This is a genomic window from Insulibacter thermoxylanivorax, from assembly GCF_015472005.1.
Lineage (GTDB): Bacteria > Bacillota > Bacilli > Paenibacillales > DA-C8 > Insulibacter > Insulibacter thermoxylanivorax.
On sequence record NZ_BMAQ01000035.1, the window covers coordinates 1 to 13,494 of the forward strand.

A 13,494-nucleotide genomic window follows, 5' to 3' on the forward strand; every position below is an offset into this window, starting at 1 on the left:
TCTGTCGTCTCACACATCGTTTCTCGGATCGACATAGCTGAGTCAACAGTTATTATCGTCTCACGTATCGTTCCTGGGATCGACACAGCTGAGTCAACAGTTACTGTCGTCTCACACGTCATTCCTGCCTCAACGCAGACTGAGACGACAGTTATTATCGTCTCATATGCCATCCCTGCATCCCTGCCTCCACGTGCCATGAATCAACAATAATACGATAACTGTGTCTCACACACCGGATCTCCTCGTCTGCATGTTCATACGCACGCATAAAAGGGCTGTCCATCCGTCAGTTTTCACTGACAGATTGGACAGCCCCTTATATCTGCATTAGAATGGAGGTTTGCTCAATACGACTTCTTCGTCCGCTGTCAGAGTGAGCTTCACCGGCTCCTTGCCTGTCAGCGCACGGCTGCGGCGATCCGGCTGGGTTGTGCCCACGTATACAGAGAATTCTCCAGCGTAGACACGTTTGATCGCCTCTTCATCATAGAGGCCGAAAGCATCCAGCGGCAGATGGATCGTCACTTCCTGCTCCTCTTGCGGATCGAGGTGTACCTTCTTCAGGCCCTTAAGCTGCGGATTCGGCGTACCGTCGCGCTCGACCTTGACGTAGACTTGCACCGTCTCTCCGCCTCTCATCTGACCGGTGTTGCGGATCTTCGCCGTTACCGTAACACCTGCATCAGTCACCTTATCCGTATCCACCTTCACATCGGACAGCTCGAAGTTCGTGTAGGACAGACCGTAGCCGAACGGATACAGCGCATCTTGCTCCATGTAGCGGTAAGTGCGGCCCTTCATGGAGTAATCCGTGAACTCAGGCAGCTCTTCCGTGGAACGGTAGAAGGTAACCGGCAGCTTGCCTTCCGGCGAATACTCACCGAAGAGCAGTTCCGCGATCGCACGTCCGCCCTGAGCACCCGGATACCAGCATTGAACGATCGCCGGGATATGCTCATCTGCCCAGCTCAGGTCCATAGCGCTGCCCGCAAGCACCAGCAGGATGACCGGCTTGCCGCTCTCATAGCAGACTTTCAGCACTTCTTCCTGCAGTCCCGGGAAGCGCAGATCCGGCTTGTCGCCGCTTGCGAATTGGTTACCCGTATCGCCTTCTTCTCCTTCGAGGTCAGCATCGAGACCGAGGCAGACGATGATCACGTCGCTCTCCTTGCAGACGCCTTTCACTTCGGAGATGCGGTCATTGCCTGTCGTGCTCAGCACGCTGACGCGATCCTTGAACAGGTCGCAGCCTTCCGAATAGAGGACGCGCACATCATCGCCGACATAGTCCTGGATGCCTTCCAGCGGCGTGATGTAACGGGAAGCCGTTCCTTCGTAGTTACCCACCAGCGCCTTGCGGTTGTTCGCGTTCGGACCGATGACGCCGATGGTCTTGATCTTGCTCTTATCCAGCGGAAGGATGTTGTTCTCGTTCTTCAGCAGCGTCAGCGTTTGACGCGATACCTGCAGGTTGAATTCGCGCATCTCCGGCGAATCCACTTCCTTGTAGGAAATCTTGCTGAACGGCACCTTCTCCGGATCATCGAACATACCAAGCTTCATGCGGGTCGTCATCAGACGCGTAACCGCTTGGTCAATCTGCTCTTCCGTGACCAGACCCTGCTCGATCGCATCCTTGAGGAAGACGAACAAGCTTCCGCAGTTCAGGTCGCAGCCCATGTTCACGGCCAGAGCAACCGATTCTACTTCGTTTTTCGTTACCTTATGATACTCATGGAAGTCCTTGATCGCCCAGCAGTCGGAGACGACGTGACCGTCGAAGCCCCAATCGCCGCGCAGAATCTTCACGAGCAGCGTCTCACTGCCGCAGCATGGTTCGCCGTTCGTGCGGTTATAGGCCCCCATGACTGCTTCAACCTTCGCCTCTTTGACGCAGGCCTCGAATGCGGGCAGATAGGTCTCATACATATCTTGCTTGGATACAACCGCATTGAAGCTGTGTCTCAGACCCTCCGGTCCGGAGTGTACTGCGAAGTGCTTTGCACAAGCCGCGGCTTTGAGATAGTTTTCATCCTTGCCTTGCAGCCCTTGGATGAACCGCACGCCGAGACGGCTTGTCAGATAGGGGTCTTCTCCGTAGGTCTCATGCCCGCGTCCCCAGCGCGGATCACGGAAGATATTCACGTTTGGCGACCAGAAGGTGAGACCCTTGTAGATATCCGTATCGCCAAATTCCTGCTGCATGTTGTACTTCGCACGACCTTCCGTTGCGATCGCATCAGCGATCTTCTCCATCAGTTCCTCATCGAAGGTCGCCGCAAGTCCAATCGCCTGCGGGAACACCGTCGCCGTACCGGCTCGCGCCACGCCATGCAGCGCCTCGTTCCACCAGTTATACGCTTTCACACCTAGGCGTTCAATCGCCGGAGCCGCGTGCAGCATCTGACGGATCTTCTCATCCAACGTCATCTGCGAGACAAGCTCTGCAGCACGCTTCTTATATTCGGCGATCTTCTCAGGATTTCTCTGCAACTCTGCCATCGATTGCACCATCCTTCCTGGGAATCGTTATAGTAAAATTTTGGTCTAGGAATAAAGGTTGCTTATTCTATTATAGACAACTGTCCCTAATCATTCTTCCCACATCTTGCTTTCGACTTCTCAAAAATTGCGATTTTGTCCTATACTAATATTACACCATCCATGAAAAAACGTCTGAAACGACTGGAGGAATCGCCCTTGATCGAATTTCTCGACGGCACTAGAGAAACGGTTCACTATTCGGAACACTTCGGCATGCGCCTCTTCATCAATGAAAGTGCGATCGATTATCCGGTCCATTGGCATACAGCAGCGGAGATCATCATGCCCCTCGTGAACGGCTACACCGCCGTCGTCAGCGATCAGCGCTGCGAGCTTGCGCCAGGCGAGATCCTGTTCATCCCGCCCGGCGAACTCCATGAACTGTTCGCTCCTCCCAGCGGAAAGCGCCTGATCCTGCAGTTTGACTACGGGCAGTTCACGCATATGGACGGCTTCGACACAACCTTAGCCATGCTGCGGCCCTTCACCGTGCTGCGCTCCGGCGAAGATGACGAAACCTTGCACAGCTTACGTCCGCTCCTGTATAAGATCATGGATGAATATTTCAGCAAGTCGCCGCTGAGTGAAGCGCAGGCTTACTCCATCTTGATCCAATTCATAGTGTGCTTAGGCCGCCGGATCCTAACCGAAGAGCGCCGATTTCCCAAGACCCACCCCTCGAAACGGCTGCGGGACATCGAACGCTTCAACCGCGTATGCCGCTACATCCGCGAGCATTGCACCGAGGACATCCGCACCGACGATGCAGCCCGTGAAGCCGGTCTCAGCAAGTATCATTTCGTCCGCATGTTCAAGCAGTTCACGGGCATCTCCTTCACCACCTATCTGAACCAGCAGCGCATCATGCTGGCCGAGAAACTGCTCATCGAGCCGAATGTATCGATCACGGAAGTCGCCATGCGTTCCGGATTCGGAAGTTTGGCTACCTTTAACCGCGTGTTCAAAGAACACAAAAAATGCACACCCTCCCAATACAAACAGCTCTACGGTCAGCATATTCAACCGTAGAGCTGCTTCATCAGGCAACTGGATGGGGTACATCTTGAACTCACTTATCGCACGACAGCAGTGCTGTACGGAGGAAGCTTCAGATGGAGCTGACCCTCTTCACCGCTGCTTACTTCTACATCGGAACTGCTGGCCGCGACCAGACGCTCGTAAGCCGTGCCAGCCGCATCAGGCTTAAGGATCGCTTCCGCTTCTGAACCGCCCAGGTTATGCACGACAAGGACGCGATCCGCTCCATCCCGCCGCTCATAGGCCATAAGCTGGGCTGGCTCGAGATCGAGCTGTAGGATCGTGCCGCTGACGAGCACCGGCAGCCGGCTGCGCAGCTGGATCAAAGCGCGGTAGTGATGCAGCAGGGATGCGGGATCGGACTGCTGCGCCAGTACCGATGGGGTATCCGCTTGATGCCGCGGCATACGCCAGCGCGTCATCGCTTCGGCATAAGCAGAGACAGGGATGCCCGCCAGGCTGGGCACTCCTTCACCTGCAGCCGAAGTTCCCCCCTCCTCATCGGCCCATTTCATCGGTTCGCGGATCTCCTCATCGGGTTTCACGCCCTGCATGCCGATCTCCTCGCCGTAATAGACGAACGGTCTGCCGGGCAGGGTCAGGAGGATCGACGCCGCCATCTTCGCATGATTCAGATCGCCGCGCAGGTTCGACATCACCCGGTTCTGATCATGATTCGTCAAGAACGGCGCGTCGATGAATCCGCCGCCCGACGCTGTATCATAAGCGCCGTGCATCCGTTCCAGCGTGAAGGCCAGATTTGAATCCTCTTCTCTCGCCGCCGCGGAGATCGCCAGTTCACCGACTGTGAAATTAAAGGCGGAATCAAATACTTGAAAATAGGGAGCCACCCGTGCAGGAGAGGAATCCCATACTTCTCCTACGAGGTACACGTCCGGATTCACCTCTTGCAGAGCTTCACGGAATTCCTTCCACCAGGCCAGGTTGCGTTCTTGCAGCGCCGGATTTTTCTCATCGCCGCTGAGATCCTCATAGATATGCTTCGCCGCATCCAATCGGAAACCGTCGACTCCGAGCTCCAGCCAGAACTTGCCGATATCGATCATCTCCCGGCGCACGGCTGCATGATCGAAGTTCAGATCCGGCATCCCGCTCCAGAATACGCCGAGGTAGTCCGCTCCACCGCCCGGACTTCGATGCCAGGCCGGCCCGCCGGCAGCGCTGACCGCAATCGGAGAATCTTCTTCATCGCGCCACACGTACCAATCCCGATAAGGACTGGAAGGATCCATCGCCGCCTCCAGGAACCACGGATGCTCAGAGGACGTATGGTTGACAACGAGGTCCATGATCACTTTCATGCCCCGCTTATGGGCCTCCTCGATCAATACTTGAAAGTCTTCCAACGTCCCATAGTCGGGATGAATGCTGCGATAATCAGTAACATCATACCCGTGATAGCTCGGTGAAGGGTGAATCGGCATCAGCCAGATGCCGCTGACCCCAAGATCCTCCGTTGTCTCCGGATCACCGTCATTCAGGTAATCCAGCATATTCACGACGCCGCGCAGGTCGCCGATCCCATCGCCGTCCGAATCGGCGAACGCGCGCACGAAGATCTCGTAGTATACGTTCGATTCACTTCGAGCGGATGGATCGTTCACATCCTCAGCGATGATCCACGTTCCGCTTAATGTTTGATGCTGCGGTTCACCGCCGCCCCGCCAAGAACAGCCGGAAGCGATGAGCATCACCGTCAGCAGCCCGACCAGGCCGCACAAGCCGTATCTGCCTAATTTCACGCCGCAACGCATCCTTCCTATCGCTTATTAACCTTTGTAGATCCTTGTCAATCAACCCTTGCTCGCGCCGGCGGTCAGCCCCTGCACCAGATAGCGCTGCAAGAAGATGAAGAGCAGCGTAATCGGCACAGCGATCAACACAGCGCCCGCCGCGAACAGGGTGAATTCCGTCGATTGCCGTTGGCTGACCATCCGCCAGAGCCCAACGGCTAAGGTCCGCTGTTCCTCTGTGCGCAGGATGAGCTCTGCGAAGATGAAATCGACGAAGGCCCCGGTGAAGATCATCAGGCTTACATAGGTCAGCATCGGCCGCGCCAGCGGGATCATGATCCGCGTGAACACGATCCAGTGCGAAGCGCCGTCGATGCGTGCTGACTCGTCCAAGCTCCGCGGAATCGTATCAAAATACCCCTTAGCGATAAACACGTTGCCCAGAATCGCGCCGGAACTGTAGACAAGGATGAGCGCCCAGTGGTTGTTGAGCAGATTGAACTGCATGAGCAGGATATAGATGGCGATCATCGCCATGAATCCCGGGAACATCTGCAGCACCAGCAGCGTCGTCAGCGTCGCCTTGCGTCCCTTGAAGCGAAACCGGGAGATCGCATAGGATGTCAACAGCATCAGCGTCGTTCCAAGGAGCATCGAGACGAAGGCCACTTTAAGAGTATTCATAAACCACAGCGGATAATCGGTGTTCGTGAACAATTCGATATAATGCTCTAATGTGAACTCCCTGGGAAACAGTGTCTCGCTGTACAAACTGTTGCCCACCTTGAAGGAAGACAGCACGATCCACAGCGCCGGGAAGAGGCTGATGCATGACAAGATGACCAAGATAACATAGCTGAATAATAACCTCGGCTTCATACGACCATATCCTCCTCTCGGTAAGATCTTGTCTTGCGGAAGTTATAGATCGATACCGATGCGATGATGATGAAGATGATAATCCCGATCACCGCGGACAGATTGTATTGCTGATTGTTTAGCGTCAATTTATACAGCCAAGTGACGAGCAGATCCGTGCTTCCTGCATATTGGTAGTTCGGGTTGACCGGATCCCCGTTCGTGAGCAGGAAGATGACGTTGAAGTTGTTGATATTGCCGGCGAATTGCATGATCAAGATCGGCGCCGTGGAGAACAGCACCCATGGTAAGGTGATATGACGGAAACGCTGGAAGGCGCTGGCCCCGTCCACCTCTGCTGCCTCGTACAGATCCCTGGGAATAGTCGTCAGGACACCCGAGATCAAGATCATCGATACGGGGATACCGATCCACATATTTACGAGGATGACCGTCACCTTCGCCCAAACCGGGTCCGTCAGCCACGGCACTCCTTCGAGCCCAAGGACATTGCGCAGGAACATATTGATCGGGCCGAACTGACCGTTGAACAAGTTCCGCATGACGAGCAGCGACACCAGGTTTGGAATAGCGAAGGGAATGATCAGGATCGTGCGCCAGAGCTTCTTAAGTTTGATCCCATCCTGGTTGATCAAGATCGCCACGAGCATCCCGCCGAAGTACGTGGTGATCGTCGCCAGGACCGCCCAGATCACCGTCCATCCGAGCACGCCGAAGAATGTACGGCTCCAGCTCTCCAACTGAACGAGATTGCGGAAGTTATCAAACCCCACCCAATCCACCAGGTTTGCCGGCGGCAGGATCGGATCCGCATAGTTGGTGAAAGCGAGCAGGATGTTGAAGACGATCGGCAGGATCGTTAAGAACAGGATCGAGATGGCCGGCAGCAGCAGCACATAATAGGGGAAAGCCTTGCCCTCGATGCCTTTCAGACCATCGATGATCCCTTTCGTCGGCTCGCCCAGCTCTCTGCGCAGCCCGTTCATATAAGCATCGCGTACGTTCATGATGTAGATGCCGATGATCAGGAGCAGAGCGAATAAAGCGATCAACCCTTCTACCATCAAGAAGATCGAGTGATCACCCTGTACCATCTGATAGACCCTGCCGACTTTCACCATGCCGGAGGGCGTCTCGCCCAAGGTGATCAATCCCCTGATCGCTTCAAACAGGTAGTCGAAGCTCACCCAGAGCAGTCCCGACCAGATTAAGGCATACAGGATTCCTTTGGCCAGCTGGCGGTTATAGAGCTGACCTAATCCCATGAACAAGATGGAGAGAGTCATCGCGGATATGGAATGTCGTTTCATCGTAACCTCCCGCCTTACTCTGTAAAATAGACAACCCCACCCGACTGTTCAGCCGGGTGAGTGGTTGCCGTCAGAACATGATCTAACCGTTAATTGGACGAACTGATTCTTTGCTTAATGGTATTCGCTGTTGTGTCCAGCGTCTGACGAACGTCGGCGCCGTCGTTCCAGATCGTCGTCATCGCTGCGGCCATCGGCTCCCACACATTCTGCATCTCAGGAATCGAAGGCATCGGGTGGGAGTACGTGAATTGCTCGAAGAATCCGCTTACGATTGGATCGTTCTTGATCCGCTCATCCTCTCCTGCTTCCTTGTGTGCAGGGATGATGCCCGTCATCTCATAGTTGATCAGCTGATTTTCCAAGCTCGACGCGAAGTAAGCGAACAGACGAGCAGCGTTCGGATATTTCGAGTAAGAGTTGACATAGTAGGACTTAACGCCGGAGAAGGAAATCGACGGTACGCCATCCTCCATCGCCGGCAGCGGCGCGATGCCGAAGTCTACTTGATCGCGGAAGGTCGATACCGCCCATGGACCGTCGATGTTCATCGCCAGTTTGCCGTCGGTGAACAGCTGCGTCTTCACGTCCCAAGTGATGTCCCCCGTATTCAGCGGAAGGATCTCCTTCAAGCTCTGGAATACCTCGAAGCCTTTAACGGCACCCTCCGTATTCACGCCCAGATCGGAACCATCGGAGCCGTCATTGCCGAACACATAGCCGCCGTAGCTGGCTACGAAAGGATAGCCGAAGTAGAAGTTCCCGTTCTCAAACATGATTGCAAACTTGTTATTCGCCGGATCATTGTAGCTTTTTGCAAATTCGATGACTTCTTCCCAAGTCGCCGGCGGTTCCGAGATCAATTCCTTGTTGTAGAACAAGGCATAGGTTTCAACGGATTTCGGATATCCGTACAGGATGCCGTTGTACGTCGAAGCGATAATCGCCGACTCGACCATCGTCGCACGCGTTTCTTCTTCGAAGTAATCGTTCGGCAGGATAAGTCCAGCCGTCGCTGCCGGTCCGATATGGTCGTGCGGCATCGTCAGGATGTCTGCTGCCAGTCCCGCCGGTCCGTCAGTAGCCAGCCGTCCGCCTTGGTCCCCGCCGGGGACTTCTTCTACGGTAACCGGAACCCCGTACAGTTCCTCAAACTTCTTGCCGATCGCCTCGATGAAGGGCTTCTCTTCTTTGGACTCCCAGACGACCAGCTTCGCCCCTTCCTCCGGCAGCAATTCATCGTCATCAGCGGCGTTTTGATTCCCATTGGCATCGGTATTGACCGGTGCCGGCTGCGGCGTGTTGGAAGCATTCTTCCCGCTGTTCTGTGAACTTCCGCATGCTGCCAAGAATACCATCAGAAGTGCCACTAAGATCGCTACACTTTTCTTTTTCATGTCCTTCACACAACCTTCCCTTTCCTTTTTTGGTGACTCCCTTTTACTTGACCATCATGACCGCCGAGATCCCTTCTTTTCAGCGTCCTTAGGACCACATCACGCATTGCTTCGGGATGAGCAAGCGAATGGAGCACGGCAGGTTCATCCTTTGACCCTCGGATCACACCTGGATTAAACAGATTACAGGTACATTGCAACTTGCTGCATCGCCTCTTGCGCAAACGTTTGTCCTACGGGCAATAAAAGAAGGAAATCCTTCGGCAAAAACCCTGCGAAACGCCTTTGGAAAGCGCTTCATTTGATGTTTTTATCTTATACCAGAGTGCGGATATGTTAAAACGTTTGCACAGGTGATTTTTCCATATTTGCACAGTTCGTTTCTCTCGTTTTCTCCATTTCTCTCCCTCTAGCTCAAAATTTCAAATTTTTCGTTGTGCAATTTTTCGCCTATAATGGTTTCTGAATACTCGCTGCATCATACAATAAGTTGCACACTAGTCTATAGGAGTGTATCCCATGACCGTTACGATCAAGGACGTAGCCCGCGCAGCCGGCGTGTCTCCTTCCACTGTATCGCGCGTGATCTCCAACCATCCGCGCATCAGCAAAGCTACAGCAGAGAAAGTTCGCAGGATTATGGATGAACTCGGCTATCATCCGAATCTGGCCGCGAAATCCTTGGTTTCCAAGACGACTTACACCCTCGGGGTGTTCCTGCCGCGCCCGGCTGAGGAGTTGTTCTTGAATCTCTTCTTCGCAGAGTTTATCCGCGGCATCGTCACCCGGGCTTCCAAGTCCGGATACGATATCCTGATGACTTCCTGTCCTTCGGAACAGGATGAGATCAGTGCTTTGAACCGATTGATGAGCGGCAAACGGGTTGACGGTATCATCCTGCTCACCTCGCGGCGCAACGACCCAGTAGTCCAATATCTTAATGAACAGCAATTCCCCTTCATCTTGATCGGCCGCAGCGAGGAGTATCCGGATGTCTTGTCCGTCGATAATGACAACGTGCAGGCTTCCTATGATGCTACGATGCATTTGATCAAGCGGGGCCATACCCGCATCGGCTTTATCAGCGGACCGCCGCACCTCATCCTCTCCCATGACCGGAAGAAAGGATATGAGCAGGCGATGCGGGAAGCGGGGCTGGAGATTCGAGAGGATTGGATCATCGAAGAGGAATTCCTGCAGGAGAGCGGCTACCGTGCGATGTCCATCCTCATGAGCTTAAGCGAACGGCCGTCCGCTCTCGTCGTTGTGGATGATATCGTCGCCTTCGGCATTCTGCGGGGACTGCATGAACTCGGCTACCAAGTGCCGCAGGATATGAGTTTGATCAGCTTTAACAACACAGCGTTAACGGAGCTCTCCTCACCGCCGATCAGCAGTGTCGATATCAGCATCTATCAACTGGGTTATCTTGCTTCACAGAACTTGATCCACACGATTCAAGGAAGCTATGCAGGCGAACCGCGCACCATCGTACCCCATCGATTGATCCTGCGCGAATCCACATGAGGATATCCTAACTTAGAGGAGTGAACTTTGATGAGTCACAATCATAAGCCCTATCTAGTCGATGCCGTCATCGGCAACTCCAAGATGCTCGCCTCGCTTACGAAGGATGGGCGAATCCACCGCCTGTGGTGGCCGCATATCGATTTCCCGCAGCATGTGGACCGCATGCGTCACGCCCTGCTGGTGAATGGCGAACTGAGCTGGTTTGATGACGAAACCGCAGGTTGGCAGCATGAAGCAAGCTATACGGATCGGACGAAAATCGTCAACATCCGTGCTTCTTCCGCCGCCCATCCCGTCGAAGTACATCTGCGAATGTTCGCAGTTCCCGATGAGGATGCGCTGGTGCGTCATTACAGCTTCCGCAATACCAGCGAACAGATGGTGGAGGGGGATTTTCTCCACTATACTTCCTTCCAGATCAGCGAGAACCCGCTGTATAACACAGTGATGTTCGATCCTGAGAGCGATGCATTGATTCACTTCCGGCGGGAGTATTTTTTTGCGGTTTCTGGCTCAAACGTTTGCACAAAATATCAAGCCGGCAAGGACGTCTGGCGGTCCATCAGCCAAGGTCATCTAGATGGCACGAACATCGATATGTCCCCGGACGGGGCCTTGGCCTGGTCCTTGCGAATTCCGCCGGGAAGCACATGCGAGCTTACGGTGTATATCACAGCGGGAACTTCGCAGGAAGAAGCCGTTGCCGTACTCGGCCGTGTACGTGATCTGGGATATACTTCGCTGTTGGAACAGACCACGAATTACTGGCAGCAATTCTTGGAACACACGGTCCCCTGTCCGATCGAGGAGCCGCAGATCCAGCGGTTGTATGAACGCTCCCTGCTCACGATGAAGCTGATGTCCGATGAGCAGAGCGGAGCGGTGATCGCTGCGCCTGAGTTCGATGAACATTTTGCTCATTGCGGCGGATATGCTTATTGTTGGGGAAGGGACGCAGCCTTTATCGCTTCGGCAATGGATCGCGGCGGACTGACCTCCCTGGCGGACCGTTTCTATGAGTGGTCCTTAACCGCCCAATCGCCGGACGGCTCCTGGCAGCAGCGTCACTACCATGACGGCAGACTCGCCCCGTCCTGGGGACTGCAGATCGACGAAGGGGGCTCCATCCTCTGGGGGATGTGGCAGCATTACTTGGTCGTGGAAGACCGCGCCTTCGCGAATCGCGTATGGCCTTCCGTACGCCGAGGAGCCGAGTTTCTGATGTCCTACCTGGATGAGGAGACGGGCTTGCCTCTTCCCAGCAACGATCTGTGGGAGGAACGAATCGGCGAGCACGTGTATTCGGCAGCAGCGGTCTACGGCGGACTGCAAGCAGCGGCTTGCTTCGCTGAACTGCAGGGTGAAGCCGCATCCGCAGCAGAATGGCGGCAGGCAGCGGAGCGCATCCGCGAGAGCATCTGGGAATCCTGTTGGAATGAGGAGAAAGGAGCTTACCTGCGCGGGCTGAAGCTGTCCGTCGATGAAGCCACCTACATGGAAGAAACCCGCAAAGGCCGTTCCGGTTATACCACCACGGACAGCAAAGGATATACGACCTACATCCTGCGGGAGGACCCGATCGTCGACATCAGCCTGCTCGGCCTCTGCACACCCTTCGGTCTATTCCCTGCCGACGATCCGCGGATCGCTCGTACGGCAGATACGATCGAGGCCCTGCTCACCGTGCCCGGCGTCGGCGGTATCAAACGCTACGAAGACGATCCGTATATCGGCGGCAATCCATGGATCCTGACAACCTTATGGCTGTGTCAGTACCGCATCCTGCAAGGCCGCTTGGATGACGCACGGCGTCTGTTGCAATGGGCCATCGATCATCAGACTGAACTGGGGCTGCTCCCCGAACAGATCGACCGCGAAACCGGACAAACCGCCTGGGTCGTTCCCTTGACCTGGTCTCATGCGATGTTCATCCTCGCCGTCCATATGCTGGCAGATGCAGAACAAGCGCAGCGCTGACTGAAGCGCTTCATATGCACAAAGCCGTTCCCGTCTATGTCATGCATAGACAGGAACGGCTTATGTATGTTACCGACTGTTACTCGATGCCTGACACGATACTTTCTGTCGTCTCACACATGGATCACGTCTCTACACAGGCTGAGATGACAAGATTTGTTGTCTCACGCTCGAGCTGTACCTCAGCGCAGGTTGAGACGGCAAGATCTATCGTCTCACGCTCGAGCACGCCCCTGCACGGGCTGAGTCGACAAGATCTGTCGTCTCACGTTCGTAGCACGCCCCTGCACGGGCTGAGTCGACAAGATCTGTCGTCTCACACGCGACCACGCCTCTACACAAACTGAGACGACACATCGTGTCGTCTCACCATCAGAGTCCGTCTCAGCGCATGCACGCTCCCCATGCGCCGTATATATAAATTTCTTCATCTCCCTGGAAACTTCTCTCTACAACACTGTCTCTAACTCAAACTCGCTTGTTCGCTCTTCATTCGCTCTATCTCAACTTCTCTATTACCACGATCTTAAGAAACTCATCGCATCCTGAATCTCATCGAGATAGCCCATCCAATTAGCAACGACTAGCACGTCCAAGAACAGGAACAACAACAGTGCCACTGCAGAAAATCCAATTCCCAGTTTATTGGTGCGATCGTGTCTCAGGAGACGAATGAATCCCCAAGCGATCAAGATCGTGAAGCCGAACATGAACAAATCCCACAATTGAAACGCTTGCGCAAATGTTCCTGCTGCTTCACCATTGGCAGCTGCAAGGTACATCCGAAGACCCTCCTTCAATTCATAGCGATCAGTTAACAACGCTGTAACTTATGTATGATGGTTATGCGCGAAGCATCAATCCTTCCAGCGACGATGTTCGCAGCAAGGGCTGACAAGCCCAGTATAGTTATGATTCATCTTCATATATGTTATCCATCTATGTATGGAATTGCAAGACAAAAATCACGCCTGTAACATCTTTGTAAAACTTATGTGCGGTTTTTGCCTTGATTTTCTCGTTTGTGTCGTACAAAGATCACTGATCAGCATTCATTCAGGT

At 54.2% G+C, this 13,494-nt stretch carries 10 protein-coding genes; 4 read left to right on the plus strand and 6 right to left on the minus strand.

Annotated features, from left to right (window positions below; translation table 11 throughout):
• Positions 1-213, plus strand: a 213-nt coding sequence (locus PRECH8_RS14395; RefSeq protein ID WP_207161798.1) for a hypothetical protein, incomplete at its 5' end; no start/stop codon positions are given.
• A gap of 117 nt (positions 214-330) precedes the next feature.
• Here the strand turns inward: PRECH8_RS14395 and PRECH8_RS11910 are convergent.
• Positions 331-2,505 (minus strand): glycoside hydrolase family 3 C-terminal domain-containing protein, encoded by a 2,175-nt coding sequence (locus tag PRECH8_RS11910; protein WP_200967331.1) that lies wholly within the window; start codon positions 2,503-2,505, stop codon positions 331-333.
• A 198-nt stretch (positions 2,506-2,703) separates the two neighbouring features.
• On the opposite strand from PRECH8_RS11910, the gene PRECH8_RS11915 reads away from it, so the two are divergent.
• Positions 2,704-3,576 carry an AraC family transcriptional regulator gene (locus tag PRECH8_RS11915; RefSeq protein WP_200967332.1) on the plus strand — a complete coding sequence of 291 codons (873 nt, stop codon included), beginning with the start codon at positions 2,704-2,706 and terminating at the stop codon, positions 3,574-3,576.
• Between the two features lie 44 nt (positions 3,577-3,620).
• On the opposite strand, the gene PRECH8_RS11920 is transcribed toward PRECH8_RS11915, so the two are convergent.
• From PRECH8_RS11920 to PRECH8_RS11935, 4 genes are all read right to left on the minus strand, one after another.
• The gene (locus tag PRECH8_RS11920; RefSeq protein ID WP_242457566.1) at positions 3,621-5,348 is read right to left on the minus strand and encodes an alpha-amylase family glycosyl hydrolase; all 1,728 of its coding nucleotides are present in this window, start codon (positions 5,346-5,348) and stop codon (positions 3,621-3,623) included.
• Positions 5,349-5,399: 51 nt separating this feature from the next.
• A complete protein-coding gene (locus PRECH8_RS11925) occupies positions 5,400-6,218 on the minus strand; it encodes a sugar ABC transporter permease (protein ID WP_200967334.1) in 819 nt (272 codons plus the stop codon).
• A complete protein-coding gene (locus tag PRECH8_RS11930) occupies positions 6,215-7,528 on the minus strand; it encodes a carbohydrate ABC transporter permease (RefSeq protein ID WP_200967335.1) in 1,314 nt (437 codons plus the stop codon). The genes PRECH8_RS11925 and PRECH8_RS11930 overlap by 4 nt, the downstream gene beginning before the upstream one ends.
• A gap of 89 nt (positions 7,529-7,617) precedes the next feature.
• Complete coding sequence (locus tag PRECH8_RS11935; RefSeq protein ID WP_200967336.1) at positions 7,618-8,925, minus strand: sugar ABC transporter substrate-binding protein; 1,308 nt, start codon at positions 8,923-8,925, stop codon at positions 7,618-7,620.
• A 519-nt stretch (positions 8,926-9,444) separates the two neighbouring features.
• Between PRECH8_RS11935 and PRECH8_RS11940 the strand changes: the two genes are divergently transcribed.
• Positions 9,445-10,452 carry a LacI family DNA-binding transcriptional regulator gene (locus PRECH8_RS11940; protein ID WP_200967337.1) on the plus strand — a complete coding sequence of 336 codons (1,008 nt, stop codon included), beginning with the start codon at positions 9,445-9,447 and terminating at the stop codon, positions 10,450-10,452.
• A gap of 30 nt (positions 10,453-10,482) precedes the next feature.
• The gene (locus tag PRECH8_RS11945; RefSeq protein WP_200967338.1) at positions 10,483-12,432 is read left to right on the plus strand and encodes a glycoside hydrolase family 15 protein; all 1,950 of its coding nucleotides are present in this window, start codon (positions 10,483-10,485) and stop codon (positions 12,430-12,432) included.
• 515 nt (positions 12,433-12,947) lie between these two features.
• Here PRECH8_RS11945 and PRECH8_RS11950 read toward each other — a convergent pair.
• On the minus strand, positions 12,948-13,214 hold the full coding sequence (locus PRECH8_RS11950; protein ID WP_200967339.1) for a hypothetical protein: 267 nt from the start codon (positions 13,212-13,214) through the stop codon (positions 12,948-12,950).
• Positions 13,215-13,494: the final 280 nt, after the last annotated feature.